At 72.7% G+C, this 21,000-nt stretch carries 18 protein-coding genes and 2 tRNA genes; 5 read left to right on the forward strand and 15 right to left on the reverse strand.

Annotation, left to right across the window (positions count from 1 at the left end):
- The first annotated feature begins 300 nt into the window (after positions 1–300).
- Both ACGF5T_RS13010 and ACGF5T_RS13015 read left to right on the forward strand, forming a co-directional pair.
- Positions 301–1,557, forward strand: coding sequence for a cytochrome b/b6 domain-containing protein (locus tag ACGF5T_RS13010; RefSeq protein WP_366767784.1), 1,257 nt, complete (start codon positions 301–303; stop codon positions 1,555–1,557).
- Complete coding sequence (locus ACGF5T_RS13015) at positions 1,554–3,167, forward strand: NADH-ubiquinone oxidoreductase-F iron-sulfur binding region domain-containing protein (RefSeq protein WP_366767785.1); 1,614 nt, start codon at positions 1,554–1,556, stop codon at positions 3,165–3,167. Before ACGF5T_RS13010 ends, ACGF5T_RS13015 begins: the two co-directional genes overlap by 4 nt.
- Before the next feature lie 52 nt (positions 3,168–3,219).
- On the opposite strand, the gene ACGF5T_RS13020 is transcribed toward ACGF5T_RS13015, so the two are convergent.
- The 9 genes from ACGF5T_RS13020 to ACGF5T_RS13060 form a co-directional block, all read right to left on the reverse strand.
- Positions 3,220–3,292: transfer RNA gene (locus ACGF5T_RS13020), tRNA-Ala, on the reverse strand.
- Between the two features lie 125 nt (positions 3,293–3,417).
- Complete coding sequence (locus tag ACGF5T_RS13025; protein WP_004001335.1) at positions 3,418–3,591, reverse strand: hypothetical protein; 174 nt, start codon at positions 3,589–3,591, stop codon at positions 3,418–3,420.
- 437 nt (positions 3,592–4,028) lie between these two features.
- Positions 4,029–4,101: transfer RNA gene (locus tag ACGF5T_RS13030), tRNA-Ala, on the reverse strand.
- A 121-nt stretch (positions 4,102–4,222) separates the two neighbouring features.
- A complete protein-coding gene (locus ACGF5T_RS13035) occupies positions 4,223–4,894 on the reverse strand; it encodes a histidine phosphatase family protein (protein ID WP_391967974.1) in 672 nt (223 codons plus the stop codon).
- Positions 4,891–5,337, reverse strand: a complete 447-nt coding sequence (rsfS, locus tag ACGF5T_RS13040; protein ID WP_356603328.1) for a ribosome silencing factor — start codon at positions 5,335–5,337, stop codon at positions 4,891–4,893. The genes ACGF5T_RS13035 and rsfS overlap by 4 nt, the downstream gene beginning before the upstream one ends.
- A gap of 84 nt (positions 5,338–5,421) precedes the next feature.
- Entirely contained in the window at positions 5,422–7,188 is a 1,767-nt protein-coding gene (locus ACGF5T_RS13045; RefSeq protein ID WP_366767786.1) for an LCP family protein, read from the reverse strand.
- A 16-nt stretch (positions 7,189–7,204) separates the two neighbouring features.
- On the reverse strand, positions 7,205–7,915 hold the full coding sequence (gene nadD / locus ACGF5T_RS13050) for a nicotinate-nucleotide adenylyltransferase (RefSeq protein WP_356603332.1): 711 nt from the start codon (positions 7,913–7,915) through the stop codon (positions 7,205–7,207).
- Between the two features lie 70 nt (positions 7,916–7,985).
- Positions 7,986–8,153: a hypothetical protein gene (locus tag ACGF5T_RS13055; RefSeq protein WP_356603334.1), complete on the reverse strand. Its 168-nt coding sequence runs from the start codon at positions 8,151–8,153 to the stop codon at positions 7,986–7,988.
- A gap of 131 nt (positions 8,154–8,284) precedes the next feature.
- On the reverse strand, positions 8,285–8,446 hold the full coding sequence (locus tag ACGF5T_RS13060) for a hypothetical protein (protein WP_167355229.1): 162 nt from the start codon (positions 8,444–8,446) through the stop codon (positions 8,285–8,287).
- Positions 8,447–8,588: 142 nt separating this feature from the next.
- On the opposite strand from ACGF5T_RS13060, the gene ACGF5T_RS13065 reads away from it, so the two are divergent.
- Positions 8,589–9,734 carry a M48 family metallopeptidase gene (locus ACGF5T_RS13065; RefSeq protein WP_366767787.1) on the forward strand — a complete coding sequence of 382 codons (1,146 nt, stop codon included), beginning with the start codon at positions 8,589–8,591 and terminating at the stop codon, positions 9,732–9,734.
- Positions 9,735–9,762: 28 nt separating this feature from the next.
- On the opposite strand, the gene ACGF5T_RS13070 is transcribed toward ACGF5T_RS13065, so the two are convergent.
- The 5 genes from ACGF5T_RS13070 to proB form a co-directional block, all read right to left on the reverse strand.
- Entirely contained in the window at positions 9,763–10,833 is a 1,071-nt protein-coding gene (locus ACGF5T_RS13070) for a hypothetical protein (protein ID WP_366767788.1), read from the reverse strand.
- 87 nt (positions 10,834–10,920) lie between these two features.
- On the reverse strand, positions 10,921–11,490 hold the full coding sequence (locus tag ACGF5T_RS13075; protein ID WP_356603340.1) for a hypothetical protein: 570 nt from the start codon (positions 11,488–11,490) through the stop codon (positions 10,921–10,923).
- A 199-nt stretch (positions 11,491–11,689) separates the two neighbouring features.
- Positions 11,690–12,976 carry a glutamate-5-semialdehyde dehydrogenase gene (locus tag ACGF5T_RS13080; protein ID WP_356603342.1) on the reverse strand — a complete coding sequence of 429 codons (1,287 nt, stop codon included), beginning with the start codon at positions 12,974–12,976 and terminating at the stop codon, positions 11,690–11,692.
- A 72-nt stretch (positions 12,977–13,048) separates the two neighbouring features.
- On the reverse strand, positions 13,049–13,594 hold the full coding sequence (locus ACGF5T_RS13085; protein WP_356603344.1) for a hypothetical protein: 546 nt from the start codon (positions 13,592–13,594) through the stop codon (positions 13,049–13,051).
- Positions 13,595–13,729: 135 nt separating this feature from the next.
- Positions 13,730–14,836: a glutamate 5-kinase gene (gene proB / locus ACGF5T_RS13090; protein WP_366767809.1), complete on the reverse strand. Its 1,107-nt coding sequence runs from the start codon at positions 14,834–14,836 to the stop codon at positions 13,730–13,732.
- A gap of 207 nt (positions 14,837–15,043) precedes the next feature.
- Between proB and ACGF5T_RS13095 the strand changes: the two genes are divergently transcribed.
- Complete coding sequence (locus ACGF5T_RS13095) at positions 15,044–17,251, forward strand: hypothetical protein (protein WP_366767790.1); 2,208 nt, start codon at positions 15,044–15,046, stop codon at positions 17,249–17,251.
- A 187-nt stretch (positions 17,252–17,438) separates the two neighbouring features.
- Here ACGF5T_RS13095 and galE read toward each other — a convergent pair whose 3' ends face one another.
- A complete protein-coding gene (gene galE / locus ACGF5T_RS13100) occupies positions 17,439–18,410 on the reverse strand; it encodes a UDP-glucose 4-epimerase GalE (protein ID WP_366767791.1) in 972 nt (323 codons plus the stop codon).
- A 350-nt stretch (positions 18,411–18,760) separates the two neighbouring features.
- On the opposite strand from galE, the gene ACGF5T_RS13105 reads away from it, so the two are divergent.
- Entirely contained in the window at positions 18,761–20,992 is a 2,232-nt protein-coding gene (locus ACGF5T_RS13105; RefSeq protein WP_356603350.1) for a CDP-glycerol glycerophosphotransferase family protein, read from the forward strand.
- Positions 20,993–21,000: the final 8 nt, after the last annotated feature.

Raw genomic sequence — 21,000 nt, forward strand, 5'->3', positions numbered from 1 at the left:
GGCCGCGACGGCCCTGTGGACGCCCCGCGCACGCCCCCGCACACCGGGCGAACCTGAACCAAGGTCAAAGGTTACTTCGCGTAACGACCACTAACGGGACATCACAACGACCGCATTGTCATTTGATAACAACGCAATAACTCAAACCTCGTACTCGCGGGTATGGCGCCACTTAGAGTGCGGCAGCGGGACCGCTTTCCCGAACCGCTCCGGAGTCGCCCCCATGAACCCTCCCCCGTTCCACCCCAGCAGTGACAGCTCACCCCCTCCCCTCACGTCCCTGACGTGGGGAGGCCGGTCGTGGTGACGAACGACAGCACGATGGACGACACCTTCGCCCAGTTCCTCGACTTCGGCGCCGGCGTCCTCTCCCTCGTCTTCCTCAGCTGTTCCGTGATCTGGGGACTCGTCGCCCAGGACCGGGTGGTCCTCGACACCCGCCAGCGCATCCTGGCGCAGGCGGTGCACCGGACCACCGCGGTCGCCTCGGTCGTGTTCCTGCTGGTGCACATCGGGGTCAAGCTGACCCTGGCCCACACCACCTGGGTCGCCGCGGTGATCCCCTTCGGGCTGCTGGCCACGGAGGACGAGGCCTTCGGGGGAAGGTCCGTCCTCATCGGCTTCGGCACCCTCGCCAGCATGCTCATGATCTTCGTGGGCGTGACCGGCGCCCTGCGCAACCGCTTCGCGTCCCCGGCCCCCGTGGCCTCCCGCTGGCGCGCCATGCACATGCTGGCCTACCCGGCGTGGTGCCTGGCCCTGCTGCACGGGCTCTACGCGGGTCGCGCGGCGAAGCCGGTCTTCACGGTGCTGTACGGCCTGTCCGTGCTCGGCGTCATGGCGGCGCTGGCCCTGCGCGCGGCGCCCGGCCCGGTCAAGCGCCGGGTCGCCGACCGGATCGCCGGCTTCTTCGGGACCGCCGAGCGCAGGCGCCAGGAGGAGCTGGAGGAGAGCCGGGCCCGCACGGCCGACGCCTCCGCACGGCCGGGGTACGCGGGCCCGGCGTCCTCCGGGCCCCGGTCCGCGCCGGTGTACGCGTCCGCGGAGCGGCTCACGTCCCCGGAGCCCGCAGGCGGCTTCGCGGCGGCCTACCGCGCCGTGTCCAGCCCCGGCGGCACCCGGCGGCAGCCGCTGCCGGCCGACGCGGTCACGCCCGACCTGCTGCCGCCGGACATGCGCCCCACCGAGACGATGCCGGTCGCGGACGGCGGCGGCAGCACCTCGGGAAGCTGGCCGATACCGTCGCCCCCGCCGGTCGGCGAGGCGCCCCCCTCGGCCTACGACCCGCTCAACGACACGGGACACACCATCCCGGTCTACGGCAATCCGGACGCGTCCGGCTACGGCTCGAGTGACGTGTACGACACCGCTGAGACGAACGCCGTCTATGACACGTACTACCCGGACGACACCTACAACAGCGGTCCCGCCACTGAACCGACCCCCGGCGTGCCCTCCGGCCCCACGGCCTTCGGCACGCCGTACGACCCGTCCTACGATTTCGACGCACCGGGTTCGGGCGAACCTTGGAACACGCCTTCCGGAGGCTTGAAGTGAACGAGGCCCTGCCCGACGTCCCCGAAGTCCGCGTCGTCGGCCTTCCCCAGCTCACGTCGGGCTTCGACCTTGTCGAGCGGCTGGACCTGCCGATGCACCTCAAGGTGCACGGGCCGCTCGAACCGCTGGGCGGCGAACAGCTCGCCCAGCTGTCCGAACGCATCAACCTGCTGGGCCGCGGCGGCGCGGGCTTCCCCTTCCACAAGAAGCTGCGCTCGGTCGCCGAGGCGGCGATCAAGCGCGGTGTGCGGCCGGTCGTGGTCGTCAACGGCAGCGAGGACGAGCCCGCCTGCCGCAAGGACACGGTGCTCATCAACCGCGCCCCGCACCTGATCCTGGACGGCGCGCTGCTGTGCGCCGAGGCCATGGGCGCGCGCACGCTGGTCATCGGGGTCACCCGGGAGTCCACCCAGCGCTCCATGGAGGCCGCCCTCGCCGAGCGCGGCCTGAACAACGGGCGCCGCTCCGCCCTCCGCGCGCGGGTACAGCGCAACCCGGTCCGCATGGTCACCGGCGCGGCCGCCTCCCTGATCCGCTCCATCGACGGCGGCCCCGCGATGCCGCCCGGCCGCAAGGTCAGCGCCTCCAGGAGCGGGGTCGGCGGCGCCCCGACCCTGCTGTCCAACGCCGAGACCTTCGCCCAGCTGGCGATCGCCGCCCGCATCGGCCCGGAGCGCTACGGCAACACCGGCCTGTACGACGAGCCGGGCACCGTCATGCTCACCGTCTCCGGCGCGGTCGCCCGCCCGATGGTGATCGAGGTGCCGACGGGCGTGCCGTTGCGCTACGTCCTCCAGCTCGCCGGCGCCCCGCCGGTGCCGCAGGGCGTGCTGACCGGCGGCTACCACGGCAAGTGGATCGACGCGGCGACCGTCGACGAGGCGATCGTCTCCCGCAACTCCCTGCAACAGGCGGGCGGCACGCTCGGCGCGGGCGCGATCCTGCCGATCGGTCAGGGCACCTGCCCGCTGGGCGAGTCGCTGCGCGTGGCGCAGTGGCTGGCGCAGGAGAGCGCGGGCCAGTGCGGCCCCTGCTACCTGGGGCTGCCGGCCGCCGCCCGCGGTCTGGAGGACATCCTGAACGGCGGTGGCCCGGCCGCCCTGGAGGCGGTCAAGCAGGTCGCGCGGAACGTGAAGCGGCGCGGCGCCTGCTCCCACCCGGACGGCTCGGCGATGTTCCTGGAGTCGACCCTCAGTGCCTTCACCGACGACCTCGCCGCCCATGTCCTCGGCAACGGCTGCGGACGGCCCGTGGAGGGCGTCCTGCCGCTCTTCGAGGGCGGGACGACCCCTACGGGCGTCCCGGGCGGCGGTGCGGAGAACGGCCCCAGCCGTCAGAAGATCTACGTCGACTGGACGCTGTGCCGGGGCCACGGCCTGTGCGCGGACATCCTGCCGGAGGTCTTCCAGCTCGGCGCCGACGGCTTCCCGACGGTCGCGCAGGCCGAGGTGCCGCGCTTCGCGGAGGCCAAGGCGGTCCGCGCGGTGCGCCGCTGCCCGGCGCTCGCCCTGCGCATCGAGGAGGACACCCGGGGGCAGCTCCCCGCGCCCTCGCGGACCAACCTGCCGGTCCTCTCCCCGGGCCGGGGTCGCCGGGCGCTCGGCCGCTGAGGCCGGGCCACACGAACAAACCCCCCGGATCATGATCCGGGGGGTTTTCCTGTGGAGCTAAGGAGAATTGAACTCCTGACCTCCTGCATGCCATGCAGGCGCTCTACCAACTGAGCTATAGCCCCTTGCTTCTTCCTCCGCCCGGTCTCCCCGGCGGCGACGCCAACATTACACGGTCCACCGGGCCCAACACCAAATCGTTTCCGTTCCGTCCGATTTGGTACTAGATGCTCCGCACTGGTGTGTGCGGCTAGGCCGTCACGAACGAGTAGAACCGCTTGAGTGTGCAGTGCTCCTCCAGGAGCCGGCCGTAGATCGGCTCGCCCTCGAGCTCGCGGTACGTCTCGATCGGGTCGCCTTTTATGATCAGCGCCCGCGCGCACTCCTCGCACCAGTACTGGTAGTCCGGATTCACCGGCTCCATGTCCCGCACGATCGGGGTGCCGCTGCCGCACCAGTCGCACTTCCGCCTGTGTGCACCCATCGATCAGCTCCAGCTGTGGCCGCAGGCCGTGCACACGTAAGAGATCCCGCCGTTGTCGCCGAGGACTTGGGCCACGTGTCCGGAACCGCAGGAAGGGCAGCTGAGACGGGTGATCGTGTTCCGTGTCACCGCTCCGCCGAGGAGATGACCGACCTCCTCGAGGATGCTCGCAGGCATCGCCACTCCCTCCCGTCGGGCCGCGGTCCCTTCCGGCCGTTTGATTCTGCCACGACCGGGCCAATACGGTCAGCGACGCCTCAGTACCGGTCCGGACACGGAGTCCCGGAGGGGTATACGCCTGCGGGACGCCTGGTGCTCAGCTGGGCTCGAACGAAAAATCCCGCCCCCCGAGGGGGACGGGATTCGTCCGTGGGCTGTGGAGCTAAGGAGAATTGAACTCCTGACCTCCTGCATGCCATGCAGGCGCTCTACCAACTGAGCTATAGCCCCTTGCTGCCACCCGGCTCGGCCGTGTGGTCCTTCGCTCCGCTCGGCGGGGCGAACAAGAAGAACTTTAGCCTGCGACCTGCCGGAAAGTGAAATCCGGGTACCGGACCCCGCCCGCGGCGGCTCAGTCGTCGTCGCCGAGCACCGGTTCCGGCAGCGTGCCGGCGTTGTGCTCCAGCAGGCGCCAGCCCCGGGCGCCCTCGCCGAGGACGGACCAGCAGCAGTTGGTCAGCCCTCCGAGGCTCTCCCAGCTGTGCGGTTCCAGACCGAGCAGGCGGCCGATGGTGGTGCGGATCGTGCCGCCGTGGCTGACCACGACGAGGGTGCCGTCCTCGGTGAGCTTCTCCGCGTGGCGGAGCACCACGGGCGCGGCGCGGTCGGCGACCTCGGTCTCCAGCTCGCCACCGCCGCGGCGGACCGGCTCGCCGCGCTTCCACGCCGCGTACTGCTCACCGTGCCGGGCGATGATCTCCTCGTGGGTCAGCCCCTGCCAGACGCCCGCGTAGGTCTCCCGCAGGCCCTCCTCCAAGGTCACGTCCAGGCCGGTGAGGGCGGCGAGTTCGGCCGCGGTGTGCGCGGCCCGCTTGAGGTCGGAGGCGATGATCGCGTCGGGGCGCAGGCCGACGAGCAGCCGGGCGGCGCGGCGGGCCTGGGCGACGCCGGTCTCGGTGAGCTCGACGTCCGTGGTGCCCTGGAAGCGGCGCTCCACGTTCCACGAGGTCTGGCCGTGCCGCCACAGGATGATGCGCCGGCCCTTGCCGGGCCGGCCGGCGGTCACCTCGCCGGTGGCGCTCACCGCCAGTCCCCGTCGGTGTCGGTCGCCTCCTCGGCGGCCTTGAGCTCGGCGTGCTCCGCCGCCTTGCCGCGGGTCCCCTTGGCGTCGGCGGGCAGCTCCAGCTCGGGGCAGTCCTTCCAGAGCCGCTCCAGGGCGTAGAAGACGCGCTCCTCGCTGTGCTGGACGTGGACGACGATGTCGACGTAGTCGAGCAGGACCCAGCGGGCCTCGCGGTCGCCCTCGCGGCGCACCGGCTTGGCGCCGAGCTGCTTGTTGAGCCGCTCCTCGATCTCGTCGACGATCGACTTGACCTGGCGGTCGTTGGGGGCGGAGGCCAGGAGGAAGGCGTCCGTGATCGACAGCACGTCGCTGACGTCGTAGGCGATGACGTCGTGGGCGAGCTTGTCGGCTGCCGCCTGGGCGGCGGCGTTGATGAGTTCGATGGAGCGGTCGGTCGCGGTCACTGCCTGGCTTTCGGGTCGGCGGTCGGTTGACCTCAAGGGTCTCACGACCGCCGACGGTGGCCCACGCGGCGACCGCGCCGCCCGCTAGGACGCCGGTTCGTAGTCCTGCCCGAGGACGACCGAGACCCTCGCGTTCGCGGAGACCTCGCCCTGGGTGACGGAGCCGGTGGGCAGGCCCAGGGTCTGGGCGACCTGGACGGCGTTCTCCTTGTCGGCGGCCTGCGCGTAGACCACCTTCGACGCGGCCTCGGTGCCGGAGGCGGTGCCGCCCTCCAGGAAGGTGAAGCCGCCGTTCAGGAGGACGACGCGGGCCTTGCCGGTGCGGTCCTCGACGCCGGTGGCGTTGCGCACGGAGACGCTGACGGCCGCGTCCTTGTCGGGGCTCTTGGCGGTGCCGCCGAGGACGTCCTTGACGATGCTGTCGCTCGCCTCGGCGCTGAGCCTGCCGTCGCTCCCCACGGGCAGCAGCGCGGTCCTGAAGTCGCCGCCCTTGGCCAGATCGGAGAGCCCGGCGAGGAAGGCGCCGAGATCCTGGTCGGTCAGCGGCGGGTCGAGGATCAGCCCGAGCGTCTGGATGGTGGTCGTCGCGGCCTGCGGGTCGGAGGAGAGCTTGCGCAGCACCCCCTGCATGACCTGGCCGAACCGCTGGAGCTGGGCGTCGGCCCGCTCGCCGGAGCCGCGGTGGGTGGCGTAGGCGACGGCCGCCTTGCCGCTGAGGGTCTGGTTCTCGCCCTGGTGGACGAGCGGGGCGGCGCCCTTGTCCTTGGCCGCCGGGTCGGGGACGTCGGTGTCGGTGTCGACCTCGATGTTGCCGACCAGGTCGACGAGGATCTGGAGGTACGGCGTGTCCAGGCGCCAGGTGCCGCCGATGTCGGTGCCGAGGGCCGAGTCGAGCGCGGTCCGGGTCGCGTCGGGACCGTCGTCGTCGACGGACTTGGCGAGCGTGGTGGTGGTGCCGTCGTCGCCGGTCAGGGCGAGCGCGTTGGGCACCAGTACGGCGGTGCCCTGCTTGGTCGTGGTGTTGTCGACGAGCAGCGCGGTGGAGGTGCCGCCGCCCTTGGTGTCGTGCAGGTGGACGGCGATCACGTCGCGCTTCTGGGCGCCGGCGGCCGTCGTGCCGCCCGTCCGGTCGTCCGAGGAGGACGCGCCGGGCAGCTTCCCGGCGTACCAGAGGTAGCCGACGCCGCCGACCGCGACCAGCGCCAGGACGACGACCAGGGCGACGACCCGCGCGCGTGCGCGCCGCCGGGCCTCCTCACGGCGTTCGGTGCGGTTCTCCGTGAACTTCATCCAGTCGATGACGTCCTCGGAGTCGTCGGTGGGCTCCTCGACGAAGGCGAACTGCTCGGTCCGGTACTCCCGGTCGGGCCCGGCGGCCTCGGCGAGGGCGTCCGCCTCCGGCTCCCCGCGCGGGCCGGCCTGCTGCGGGATGTGGGCGGTCTGCTCGGCGACGCGGGGCTGCGGGCCGTTGGTGGCGGTGCGGCCGTACGGGTCGTGGGCGGGCTGCTCCCGCGGGCCGGTGGCGTAGCCGTCGTAGGTGCCGTGGCCGGGGGCGGGGGGCTGCTGCCCGGTGTCCCAGCCGCCCTGGGCGCCGTAGGGGTCGTACGGCTGCTGGGCGGGCTGCTGGGCGTACGGGTCGTAGCCGTAGCCCTGCTGCCCGTACTGCCCCTGCTGGTGACCGTACTGACCGGCCTGCTGCTGCGCGTACGGGTCGTACGGCTGCTGTCCGCCGGGGCCGCCCTGGACCTGGTCCTGCGCCTGGGCCTGGCGGTACACCGGCCGGCCGTACTCGTCGTAGCCGACGAGTTCGTACTGGTCGCCGCCGTACCCCGCGTCGTATCCGTCGTTCACCGGTGCCCCTCTCGGCTCACTCGCCGCGGTACAGCTGGCGCTTGTCGATATAGCGCACCACGCCGTCCGGCACCAGGTACCAGACGGGATCGCCCTTGGCGACTCTCGCACGGCAGTCCGTGGAGGAGATGGCGAGGGCGGGGACCTCGACGAGCGAGACTCCGCCCTTGGGAAGCCCGGCGTCCGTGAGCGTGTGGCCGGGCCGGGTGACGCCGATGAAGTGTGCCAGGGAGAACAGCTCCTCGCTGTCGCGCCAGGTGAGGATCTGGGCGAGGGCGTCGGCGCCGGTGATGAAGAACAGGTCCGCGTCCGTGTTGAGGGCGGCCAGGTCGCGCAGGGTGTCCACGGTGTAGGTGGGGCCGCCGCGGTCGATGTCGATGCGGCTGACCGAGAACTGGGGGTTCTCGACGGTGGCGACGACCGTCATCAGGTAGCGGTCCTCGGCCGCGGAGACCGTGCGGTGGCTCTTCTGCCAGGGCTGCCCGGTGGGCACGAACACCACCTCGTCGAGGTGGAACTGCGCGGCGACCTCACTGGCCGCCACGAGGTGTCCGTGGTGGATCGGGTCGAAGGTGCCGCCCATGACGCCGAGGCGTCGCTTGCCCGACGGCGACGGACCGTTGCCCGGGCCGGTGGCGCGCGCGGGCGCCGCGCGGTTCTGCGTGCCACGCGCCGGAGCGTGCGCCGTGTCGTGCGCCGGACCGGTAGGCATGTCCTGCTCTCCCATGCGTGCAGACCCTACCGGCCCGGCCTGAGGGCTCCTGCCGGGCCCACGGTCCCCGGACCCGCGGCCGCACTCAGCGGTCGCGGTTGAACCGGGTGGTGATCCACAGCAGCAGCATCAGGATGACGAACGCGCCGATGCCGGTGACGTAAGGGCTGAGACTCTGGTGGTTGCCGCCGTGCTCCTCGCCGCCCTCGGAGGCGAGGGTGACGATCTGGGCAGCGGTGCTGTGGAAGCTCATCTTCGGCAGGACCTATCCGGTGTGGGCGGAATAAAGACGTCGGCTCATCGTATGCGGGCGTCTCACGGGCGATCACGCCGACTCCGCCGTTGGGGACCGGTCGGGGAGGTCCGGGGAACCTTCGGATCCCCTCAGTCGTCCTTCCGCTTGTACCCCCGCAGCAGGAACCACGCGGTCAGCACGCAGCCCACCACCATCACGATCAGCACCACCCGGAGCAGATTCCCCGCCCCTTGCTGTTCGGCCGCGGTCGCCGCCGTGGCGAGCCAGTCGGTGTGGGGGGTGTGCGCCATGACGTGGACTCCTTCGTTGCTCTGCCCGTCCACGGTATCTCCGCCTAAGGTGGGCTCGGCTCCGGGGGCGCAAAGGGCCGCACAAGGGTTCGTAAGGGCCGGCCAGCAGCACCGGCCGCTACACACGCACATGGGGGATGACATGTCCGACGGCCACCAGCACAACGGGCACGAGCACGTGCCGAGCAGGCAGCGCAGGCGCTTCCCCGGGATCTCCTCGCGCGCGTACGAGCACCCCGCCGACCGCAGCGCCCTGGTGGCGCTGCGCAAGCTGAGCGGCTTCGACACGGTCTTCAAGGCGCTCAGCGGGCTGCTGCCCGAGCGGAGCCTGAGGCTGCTGTTCCTGTCCGACTCGGTCCGGGTCTCGGACCGGCAGTTCGCCCATCTGAACGTCATGCTGCGCGACGCCTGCTACATCCTGGACCTGGAGAAGGTCCCCCCGATGTACGTCAACCAGGACCCGACGCCGAACGCGATGTGCATCGGTCTGGACGAGCCGGTCATCGTCGTCACCACGGGTCTCGTCGAACTGCTGGACGAGGAGGAGATGCGGGCGGTCGTCGGGCACGAGGTCGGGCACGCGCTGTCCGGGCACTCGGTCTACCGGACCGTCCTGCTCTTCCTGACCTCCCTCGCGGTCCGCGTCGCCTGGATCCCGCTGGGGAACCTGGCGATCATGGCGATCGTGACCGGGCTGCGCGAGTGGTTCCGCAAGTCGGAGCTGTCCGCCGACCGCGCGGGCCTGCTGGTCGGTCAGGACCTCCAGGCCTCCATGCGGGGCCTGATGAAGATCGCGGGCGGCAACCACCTGCACGAGATGAACGTGGACGCGTTCCTGGAGCAGGCCGACGAGTACGAGGCCGGGGGCGACCTGCGCGACTCCGTGCTGAAGATCCTGAACGTGCTGCCCCGTTCCCACCCGTTCACCACGGTGCGGGCCGCCGAGCTGAAGAAGTGGGCCGAGTCCCGTGACCACCAGCGGATCATGGACGGCCACTACGCGCGGCGCGAGGAGGACAAGGACACCTCGGTCCGGGACTCCTTCCGCCAGTCGGCGTCCAGCTATGCCTCGGACGTGCGCGACTCGAAGGACCCCCTGATGAAGCTGGTGGGCGACATCGCCGGCGGTGCCGGTGACCTCGGGGACCGGGTGCGGCGGGGCTTCGGCGGCTTCACGGCCTCCCGGCCGAGGCCGCCCCAGGACGCCGACCGTCCGTCCGAGGGGCCGGAGGGGGCCGGCGGCACGGACGGCGGCCCGGACGGCCGCCCGCCTCGCGACGGCGTCTGAGAGGGCGGCTCACCCTCCGGCCGACCCCTCAGACCTTCGGCTGCGCGCCGGCCGCGAGGGTGCCGCACAGGGCCGTGGCGTTGTCGGTGGTGTAGGGATCGGTGCCCGCCGGGGCGCTGGTCCTGACGCTCTGGCCGGCGAGCAGCGGCCGGAGGTGGTTCGCCGAGTCCTCGGCGCAGGACAGCGGGCCGGCCTGGACGTAGGAGGCGACGAGCTGCGTCTGGTGCAGGCGCAGGTCCTCCCGGTCGAAGCGGAACTGCAGCTCGCGCCGGACGGTGAACAGCGATGCCTCGGCCCGGTCGTCGCCGGCGGGCCGCAGGGGGTAGACCATCGTGTGGTCGGCGGTGACCTCCAGCGTGGACGCCTCCGTCTCCGCGATCCGTATGCTGCCCTTCACCCTGATCTCGGCGTCGGTGAGCCGGGCGCGCCCCGGGTCGAAGCGCACCAGCCAGCCGGTGGGCGCGTGCCGGCCGTCCGCGGTGGGCCGCTCGAAGCTCTCGTCGAACTGGTCGAGCTGGTCCGGGTCCAGCAGCACCCGCACGGAACGCACCTCCCCGCGAGCGAGCACGTCCGGGTCGAGCGCCGAGCGGACGATGTAGTTCTTGGCGGTGGTCAGCGCGTTGAGCACCTGGTCGTCGGAGAAGTGCGCGGTGCGCCGGGCGCCGGGCAGCGGGACGCCCTCGGCGGCGGACCGGAAGTGCGCGGCGGGGCTGTGCTCGTACAGGTGGCCGGGGTCCCGCGCGCCCGGCACCGGTCCCTGGGGGGCGAGCGGGACGACGGTCATCCGCACCGGCTCGGCGGACCGCTGGTCGCCGGGGTTCTGATAGGGGTGCCGTACGCCCATGTAGAGGGCGGTGCCGAAGGCCACGGCGATCAGCACGACGAGGATCAGCGCCTGCCGGGAGAGGCCGGCCCGGCGCAGCGGCGCACGGCGACGCACGGCGGGCGTGTGGTCGGCGATGCGCTCCTGCGCGGAGAACTCCTGGAGGCGGGCAGCGCGGACGAACGACTCGTCGAAGACGACGGATCGGTACTCGTCCTCTCCGCCTCCGGGGGAGCCCTCGGGCGTCCCTCCGGGCGGGTCGCCAAGCCCTGCCATACCTTCAGGGTGGGTCGCCGGGACGCCCGGTAAACGCGTCGGCACGGGTCAGGACGGGACAGGTTCCCCGTCCCCCCGGGCGGTGGGTCAGGGGCTGCGCGGAATGACCGAGACGGCCGGCTGCGAGTAGTCGGCGGAGGCCGAGGGCGTCGCGGTGCCGCCCTGCTCGGGGCCGGTGGAGGCGGGTGGGGGCACCTGCCGCGTGCCGCCCCCCGAGGACGCGCCCCGGTAGACGGCCACGAAGGCCAGCGCGACCATGCCGATCCCCATCACCAGGGCGAGCATCCAGGCCACCGGCCGGTGCCAGCGGACCTGTTTCCCGGAGGCGGGAGGAGCGCCGTAGGGGCGGTCGAGGAGGTCCCGGTCGTCGTCCGGGTCGTCGAGGTCGGGGTCGTGGCCGAAATCGCCGTACCCGTCATCGTAGCGTTCGGCTCTGCTGCGGCCGCGGCGGGCCGCCTCCGCCTCGGTGGCCTCGGCCCGGGCCTCCGCGGCGGCCAGGAGGCGTTCGACGGCGGTCGGCTCGTGCACCACGGCCGCCCGCACGAAGTCCTCGTCGAAGACCACGGAGGCGAACTCTTCGTCCGACACCCCGCGGTCGTGATCGTCGTCGGGCTCCCAGCCGTCAGGGAACGGCCTACCCCCCACGTCCTCCGGCACGGGACCAGAGTAGACCGGGGGGGTCGTTTTGGGCAGACCGCGGGGAAATTCATCCGGTGGGTGAGATGCCCCGATCGGGGCAAGGACGTCACCGAGGGCGTGCGCCGGTCGTCCGTGCCCCGGCGTGCGCCCCGGCGCGGCTCGCGCCCGACGCACGCCGGGCCGGCGTGGCAGCCCCCGTCGGTGGGGCGGGGGCCCCTCAGCGCCGTACGTGCCCGTCACCGGTGACGATGTACTTGGTGCTGGTCAGTTCCGGCAGCCCCATCGGCCCCCGCGCGTGCAGCTTCTGCGTGGAGATGCCGATCTCGGCCCCGAAGCCGAACTGGCCGCCGTCGGTGAAGCGGGTGGAGGTGTTCACCGCGACGGTGGTGGAATCGACCAGCTGGGTGAAGCGGCGGGCGGCCTGCTGGGAGGTCGTCACGATGGCCTCGGTGTGACCGGAGGTCCACAGCCGGATGTGCTCCACGGCCCGGTCGAGGGAGTCGACGACCGCCGCGGCGATGTCGTACGACAGGTACTCCGTCTCCCAGTCCTCCGGCGTGGCCTCCACGACGGTCGCCTTGGAGTCCTTGGCGTGGGCCAGCACGCGTTCGTCGGCGTGCACGGTGACGCCGGCCTCGGCGAGGGCGTCCAGCGCGCGGGGGAGGAAGTCGGCGGCGATGTCCTGGTGGACCAGGAGGGTCTCGGCCGCGTTGCAGACGCCGACGCGCTGCGCCTTGGAGTTGATCAGGATGTCGACGGCCATGTCGAGGTCGGCCTGGGCGTCGACGTAGACGTGGCAGTTGCCGGTGCCGGTCTCGATGACCGGGACGGTGGACTCCTGGACGACCGTGTTGATCAGCGAGGCGCCGCCGCGCGGGATGAGCACGTCGACCAGGCCGCGGGCCCGCATCAGCTCGCGCACGCTGTCGCGGCTCTCGCCGGGCACGAGCTGCACGGCGTCGGCGGGCAGTCCGGCCCCGCCCACGGCGTCGCGCACCACCCGGACGAGGGCGGTGTTGGACTGGTAGGCCGAGGAGGAACCGCGCAGCAGGACCGCGTTGCCGGACTTCAGGCACAGGGCGGCGGCGTCGACCGTCACGTTGGGCCGGCCCTCGTAGATGATGCCGACCACGCCGAGCGGCACCCGGACCTGGCGCAGGTCGATGCCGTTGGGGAGCGTGGAGCCGCGCACGACCTCGCCGACCGGGTCGGGCAGCGCGGCGACGTCGCGCACGTCGGAGGCGATGGCGCGGACCCGCTCCGGGGTCAGGGTCAGCCGGTCGATGATGGCCTCGCTGGTCCCGGCGGCGCGGGCCTTGGCCACGTCCTGGGCGTTGGCCTCGACGATCTCGCTCGTACGGACCTCCAGCGCGTCCGCGACGGCGAGCAGCGCGTCGTCCTTGGCGGCCCGCGGCAGCGGCGCGAGGTCGGCCGCGGCGGCCTTGGCCCGGTAGGCGGCCCGGGTGACCGGGGACATCGAGTCGTACGGCGAGAGCGTGGTCATGGGGGAAGCGTAGTGCGCCGGGCAGGGGCGTTCACCGGCTGTCCCAAACCCCGAGACATGCCCCGGACGGCGTCAAAAGGGGTGCACCCCGACCGGGGTGGCCGGGGCGGGTCCGTACCCGGCGGCGATGCGCTGGTGGTAGGTGGCCCGGTCGATGACCTCCAGGCCGACGATCTCCCAGGGCGGCAGTCCCGCGGTCTGCCGGTGCTCGCCCCACAGGCGCAGGGCGACGGCGGCCGCGTCGTGCAGGTCGCGGGCCTCCTCCCAGTACCGGATCTCCGCGTGGTCGTCGGCGTACCGGCTGGTCAGCAGGAAGGGGTGGTCGTGGGCGAGCTGCTCCAGGGCGCGGCGCACCTCGGTGAGCGGGGCGCGGGCGCCGGAGACGCTGAGGGTGACGTGCCACAGGCGGGGGGTGTGCTCGGGCTCCTCGCCCCGGTGGCGGTCGCCGGCCGCGACGCTGGTCAGCGGGCGCTCCTCACCGGCCGCGCGTGGTCCGCCGCGGCTCCCACGGGCGCCGGTGCCGCCGCGGGAGGCCGTGTTCCCACCGCGGGAGCCGGTGCCACCGCGGTACCCCGTACCACCGCGGGACGCCGCCGTCCCCGGGCGCACTCCGCTCACGACGGCCTCCTTCACGCACACCGCTCAGCCCGGTGGTCGGCCGGGCTTGTCCCTGAGGAAAGTTGAGCAGGCCGCGCAGGATCGCGGGGCGGTTTTGCGGAACGTACACCGCCGATTCGGGGACGTTTCGACCCATTACGGGTGCAGGATCACCAGGTCGTCCCTGTGTACGACCTCACGTTCGTACGCCGGACCGAGTTCGCGCGCCAGTTCGCGGGTGGAGCGGCCGATCAGGCGGGGCATCTCCCTGGCGTCGAAGTTGACGAGCCCGCGGGCCACCGCGTGCCCCGCGCCGTCGCGCAGCTCGACGGGGTCCCCGGCGGCGAACTCGCCCTCGACGGCGGCGATCCCGGCCGGCAGCAGCGACTTGCGGCCCTCGACGACCGCGCGCACCGCACCGTCGTCCAGGACCAGCGCCCCCTGCGGGGTGGAGGCGTGCTGGAGCCACAGCAGCCGGTCGGCGGAGCGCTTGCCGGTGGCGTGGAACCAGGTGCCGGTGTCACCGCCGACCAGGGCGTCGGCCGCGTGCACCGCGCTGGTCAGCACCACGGGGATGCCGGCGGCGGCGGCGATGCGGGCCGCCTCGACCTTGGTGACCATGCCGCCGGTGCCGACGCCGGCCTTGCCCGTGCTGCCGATCTCGACGTCCGCGAGGTCGGCCGGCGCACGCACCTCGGCGATCCGCGAGGTGCCCGGCCTGCTCGGGTCGCCGTCGTACACGCCGTCCACGTCGGACAGCAGCACCAGCAGGTCGGCGCGGACCAGGTGGGCGACGAGGGCGGCGAGCCGGTCGTTGTCGCCGAAGCGGATCTCGTCGGTGGCGACGGTGTCGTTCTCGTTGACGATCGGGAAGGCGCCCATCGCCAGCAGTTTGTCGAGGGTGCGGGAGGCGTTGCGGTGGTGGGCGCGGCGGCTCATGTCGTCGCTGGTCAGCAGCACCTGACCGACGCGTACGCCGTAGCGGGCGAAGGAGGCGGTGTAGCGGGCGACCAGGAGTCCCTGGCCGACGCTGGCGGCGGCCTGCTGGCGGGCCAGGTCCCTCGGGCGGCGGCGCAGGCCCAGGGGGGCGAGGCCGGCGGCGATGGCGCCGGAGGAGACGAGGACGATCTCCCGGTCCCCTCCCCCGCGCACCTTGGCGAGGACGTCGACGAGCGCGTCGACCCGGTCGGCGTCCAGGCCGCCCGCCGCGGTGGTCAGCGAGGAGGAGCCGACCTTGACGACGATCCTGCGGGCCTCGCCCACGGCCTGCCTTGCCCCTGCCACGGCCCCGTCCGCCTCTCCCGTCGACGCGCGCCGATCCCTGCGCTCGCCAGGCAATCTACGCGAAGGGCGACGCGCGCCGCACCACGGTTCAGGCCGTGGACGCCCGGTGCGGGATCCGCCGCGTCGAGGGGGCGGTCAACACGCGCGTGTCGTCGGACGGCCACCGGGCGTTAACCCGGTCGTCCGATGTGCGACGAGCCTGGAGCGACCGCAGTGCCCCTTTCCCTGCCCCGCCGCCGTCTCCCCCGCCCGCCCCGCGGCCCCCGCGTGCCCCGCGGTCTCGGCCTGGCCCGCGGTCTCCGCCCGGCCCGCGGTCTCCGCTTCGGCCTGCCGGGGCGGCGGACCGTGGTGAAGGGGCTCGTCCTGTGCGTGCCGGCGGCCGCCTTCGTCGCGCAGGCCGTGGGCGCGCTGCTGCCGCACGTGCCCCTGCTGCTCGCCGCGACCGCCGGTTCCCTGGCCGCCGAGGGCGTGCTGTACCGGTGGCAGCGGGGCATGGTGTCCCTGTTCGCCAAGTCGCACGTGGACGTCACCGTGCGGCACGTGCTGCGGGACCTGCTGCTCGTGGTGGGACTGCTGCGACTCGGCGAGCAGCACCGGGAGACGGTGTACGCCCCGCTGGTCGCCGGTCTGCTCGCCTTCTACGGGCTGCACTGGGCGATCCAGGCGGTGTCGGTCCTGGTACGGCGCACCCGCACGCTGCCCGTGGTCACCCGGAACATCGACACCTCCGCACTGCGCCTGACGCCGGCTCCCCCGCTGCTGCTGCGCCGTCCCGGGCACCGCCTGGCGGCCTTCGGGCTGCCCGCGACGGCCGGTCTGCTCGCCACGACGGCCACCGATGCCCCGGTCTGCGGCGCGGCCGGTCTCGCGCTGTCCCTGACGGCGGCGCTGGCGGGCCTGGGCGCGCTGCTGCTGCGGTTGCTGCCGGGGCGTCGGCCGGCGGGCGAGCAGGAGGTGCTCGACTGGTTCGAGGCGTGGCTCGCGGCGTACCGGCCCACCGTCGGCCTGTACTTCTCGGGCGGGGCCTCCTCCGCGTACCAGGCGAACATGTGGCTGGAGCCGCTGGCCCGGCTGGACGGGCGGCCGCTGATCGTGCTGCGGGAACGGCACATGGTGCAGCGGATCGCGGCGACCGACATCCCGGTCGTGTGCCTGCCCCGGGTGTCCACGCTGATGCGCCTGGAGCACTCCACGCTCCGGGTCCTGCTGCACCCCTCCAACTCCGGGAAGACCTCGCAGGTCCTGCGCATCCCCACGATCAAGCACGCCTTCGTCAACCACGGGGAGAGCGACAAGCTGTCCTCGTGCAACCCGTACGCGAAGGCGTACGACGAGGTGTGGGTGGCCGGCCCGGCGGCGCGCGAGCGGTACGCGCTGGCGGAGGTCGGCGTGGAGGACAAGGACGTGGTGGAGATCGGCCGCCCGCAGCTGGACGCCGTGGCGCCGTACGCGGGGCCGCCCGCGCCCGGCGCGTACACGACGGTCCTGTACGCGCCGACCTGGGAGGGCTGGGACGGCAACCCCGGCAACACGTCGGTCGTCGAGGCCGGCGAGAACCTCGTACGGGCGCTGCTCGCGGACCCGGGGGTGCGGCTGCTGTACAAGCCGCATCCGCTGACGGGGTCGGTCGATCCGCGGGCGCGCGCCGCCGATCTGCGCATCCGGGAGCTGGTGCGGGCGGCCGGCCGGGAGCGGGGCGGGCCCCGGCCGGACGCGTCGGCGGCGGCCGAGCTGACCCGGCGGACGGCGGAGCTGGACGGGCTCGTCGCGGCCGGCTTCCGGTCGGCCGCCGACCAGGCGGAGCGGATGCTGCCCCGGCCGGCGCCGGAGCCGGGGCGGGCGGGGGCGGTGGCGCGGGCGACGGCCGCCTGGGAGGAGGCGTACCGGGCCTCGCTGCCGGCCTGGGAGCACCAGGTCGTCACGGACGCCCGGCCGCCGCTGTACGTCTGCTTCAACCAGGCCGATCTGCTGATCAGCGACGTGTCCAGCGTGATCAGCGACTTCCTCGCGAGCGGCAAGCCGTACGCCGTGGCCAACACCAGCGGGCTGGCCGAGGACGTGTTCCGCAAGTCGTTCCCGACGGTGGCGGCGGCGACCGTGCTGACCCCGGACGCGTCCGGGGTGCCGGCGCTGCTGGAGGCGGTCCGGCATCCGGAGCTGGACGAACTGGCCGGGGCGCGGGCCGAGTTGGCCCTGCGGCTGCTGGGGCCGGCCGAGCCGCCGTCCCAGGAGCGCTTCGCCGGGGCCGTACGGGCGCTGTGCGCGACGGCCGGGGAGCACCGGGCGCGGATGGCGGAGCGGACGTCCGCGGAGCTGCCGCTCCCCGCCCCGCGGCGGCACGCCGGAGCCCTCTCCACCTCCGTCGCACCGGACCCGCGGGGCCGCCGCCCCTGACACCCGCCCGGCGGACGGAGCCCTACGGCGACGTGCCCCGCCCCGCGAACGGGGCGGGGCACGTCGTCGTGCGTCATCGCGGCCGTCGCGGGTCAGCCGGACCCGGGGCCGCGCATCCGGGTGGGACACGACCGGGCCGACGCCCAGCACGCCGCCGGCACGGTCCGGCGGCCGCCGGACGCCCACGTCAGCCGTGCCGGTGGCACCAGCCCTGCCAGGCCGAGTCGATCATGTCGTCCAGGCCGTACCGCGCCGACCAGCCGAGTTCCGCGTGGGCGCGGGCGGCGGAGGCGACGACGCGGGCCGGGTCGCCGGGGCGGCGCTCGGTCACCCGCGGGGCGAGGTCCTCCCGGCCGGTGACCTTGAGGATGCGGTCCACCATCTCCCGGACCGAACTGCCCTCGCCCCGGCCGATGTTCAGGACGAGCGAGGTGCCCTCCGGAGCGTCACCGAGGCGCCGGGCCGCCGCCAGGTGGGCGGCGGCGATGTCCCGTACGTGGATGTAGTCCCGCACGCAGGTGCCGTCGGGCGTGGCGTAGTCGTCGCCGAAGACGCGCGGGGCCTCGCCCGCCTCCAGCCGCTCGAAGACCATGGGGATGAGGTTGAAGACGCCGGAGTCGGACAGCTCGGGGGCGGCGGCGCCCGCGACGTTGAAGTAGCGCAGCGACGCCGCGCGGATGCCGTGCGCCCGGGCGGCGGCGCCGATCAGCCACTCACCGATCAGCTTGGTCTCGCCGTAGGGGCTCATCGGCAGGCAGGGGGTGTCCTCCGTGACGAGCTCCACGTCGGGCATGCCGTAGACGGCGGCGGAGGAGGAGAAGACGAGGCGGTCGACGCCGGTCGACGTCATGGCCTCCAGGAGGGTCTGCAGACCCGTCACGTTCTCCCGGTAGTAGTGGAGCGGCCGCTCCACCGACTCACCCACCTGCTTCTTGGCCGCGATGTGCACCACGCCTGTCACAGCATGGTCACGAAACGCGCCCTCCAGGGCGGCCCGGTCGAGCACGCTGCCGACCACCAGCGGCACCCCTTCGGGCACCCGGTCCGCGCTGCCGGTGGACAGGTCGTCGTAGACGGCCACGCGTTCACCGCCGTCGACCAGAGCGCGCACCACATGCGCGCCGATGTACCCGGCGCCACCCGTGACCAGCCAGCTCATCCTCATGCCTCCCAGGTCTTCGTCCCTGGATGCAGACTCGTCCGTGCGCCTCCGAAAATCGAGTCGGGCACAAGGGACGGAAGCCGACGGAAGTCGATAAAGAGGACAGGGGGGCCGAATGTGAGGAAGTTCTCCAGCCGCCGTGAAGCGAGCGTTTCCGGCGCCCACCACCGGGCAATTCCCGTGGTGGCCGGGCACGGACTGTCCGACTACCGTGCCAGCGGAAACTTCGCGTGAATCCTTTACGCTGATGCGGCGGCGCGCTCCAGGCCCCCACGGCGCCGGGAACGTGTTCCGGCCCCGGCCCCGGCTCGCGGTCCCCTGGTCAGTTCTCGGAACAGGTTGTAAGGATGCCCAAACTCTCTCTCGTCGTCCCCGTGTACAAGGTGCAGGGCTATCTGCCCGAGTGCCTCGACTCCGTACTCGGACAGGACTGCACGGACTTCGAGATCATCGCGGTCGACGACTGTTCGCCGGACGAGTCTGGGGCCATTCTCGACGAGTACGCGAAACGCGACTCCCGGATTCATGTGATTCACCTCACGGAAAACGTGGGTCTGGGTCGCGCGCGCAACGCCGGGCTGGAAAAGGCCACGGGCGATTACGTGTTGTTCCTGGACAGTGACGACACGTTGTCCGACGGCGCGTTGTCGGCCATTCGCGACCGGCTCGAGGCCACGGACCGTCCCGAGATCCTCGTCTTCGACTACACCCGCACCTACTGGGACGGCAGGGTGCGCCCGAACCTCCGGGCCGAGCTGCTCAAGGAGGAGGGACCGGACGTCTTCTCCCTCGCCGAGCGGCCCGAACTGCTCGACCTGCTGCAGATCGTCTGGAACAAGGCCTACCGGCGGGACTTCATCACCCGCACCGGGCTCACCTTCCCGCCCGGGTACTACGAGGACGCCCCCTGGACGTTCTGCTCGCTGATCAGCGCCGAGCGGATCGCCGTGCTGGACCGCGTCTGCGTGCGCTACCGGCAGCGCCGCGAGGGCGGCAACATCCTCAAGACGGTGAGCCGCAAGCACTTCGACGTCTTCGACCAGTACCGCCGCGTCTTCGACTTCCTCGACGCGCACGAGGAACTCGCCCGGTGGCGCGGCCCGTTGTTCCGCAAGATGGTCGATCACTACCTGACCGTCCTGGAGCGCCCGGGCCGCCTGCCGCAGAACGCGCGGGCCGAGTTCTTCCACCGTGCCGCCGCCGACTACCGCGCCCGGGTGCCCAAGGGCTTCACCCGGCCGGGCGGTGGCCGCGGTCACAAGTACGGGATGCTGGAGCGGGACGCGTACACCACCATGGTGAGCGCGCTCGCGGCTGTGAAGCTCCGCCAGCGGGTCAGGACCCGCACCCGCACCGCGCTCAACCGCTCCAAGCGCAGCGCGATGGGCGCCTTCTACCAGTCGCAGCTCAGGCTGCCGCTGGACGAGAACCTGGTGCTGTTCTCCGCCTACTGGAGCCGCAGCGTCTCCTGCAACCCCGCCGCCATCGACGCCGAACTCGCCCGGCAGGCCCCGCACATGCGCCGCGTGTGGGCGGTCCGCGCGGAGAACGCGGCCCAGGTGCCCAAGGGCGTGCGGGTCGTGCGCGTGGGCTCGCGCGAGTACTGGGCGGCACTCGCCCGCGCCAAGTACCTCGTGAACAACGTGAACTTCGCCGACTCCGTGGTCAAGCGCGAGGGCCAGATCCACGTGCAGACCCACCACGGCACCCCGCTGAAGACCATGGGCCTGGACCAGCAGAAGTACCCGGCCTCCACCGACATGGACTTCGAGAAGCTCCTGGAGCGGTGCGACCGCTGGGACTACAGCGTCAGCTCCAACCGGTTCTCCTCCGTGATCTGGGAGCGGGTCTACCCCTGCTCGTACACCACGCTGGAGACCGGCTACCCGCGCAACGACGTCCTGGTGAACGCCACGTCCGAGGACGTGCGCGCGGCACGCGCGGCGCTCGGGCTGGCCGACGGCTCCCGGGCCTTCCTGTACATGCCGACGCACCGCGAGTACCAGCCCGGCTTCACCCCGCCGCTGGACCTGGGCCGGTTCGCCGACGAGCTGGGCCCGGACGTGACCCTGCTGGTGCGCGGTCACTACTTCTACGGCAACTCCCCGCACACCGCCGAGCTGCGCCGCACCGGCCGGATCGTCGACGTGTCCGGGCACGCCAAGGTGGAGGAGCTGTACCTCGCCGCGGACGCCCTGATCACGGACTACTCCTCGGCGATGTTCGACTACGCCGTGCTGGACCGCCCGATCATCAGCTACGTCCCCGACTGGGACGTCTACTCGGCCGTGCGCGGCACCTACTTCGACCTCCTCCAGGAACCGCCCGGCGCGGTGGCCACCTCCCAGACGGAGCTGCTGCGGCTGCTCGCCTCGGGTGACCACGACAGCCGGGAGACGACCGAGCGCCGGGACGCCTTCCGCCGGCGTTTCTGCGAATTCGACGACGGACACGCAGCCGAACGCGTCGTGCGACGCGTCTTCCTCGGTGACGAGACCACGCTGCCCTTCGTCCCGTTCGACGAACGCCCCCACGCCCCGACCCCCGCCCAGGCTCTCGAACTGGTCGAGCGGGCCTGACCCCGAAA

Origin of the sequence: Streptomyces sp. NPDC047853, assembly GCF_043204535.1 — a bacterium.
In the GTDB taxonomy this organism is placed as follows: Bacteria; Actinomycetota; Actinomycetes; order Streptomycetales; family Streptomycetaceae; genus Streptomyces.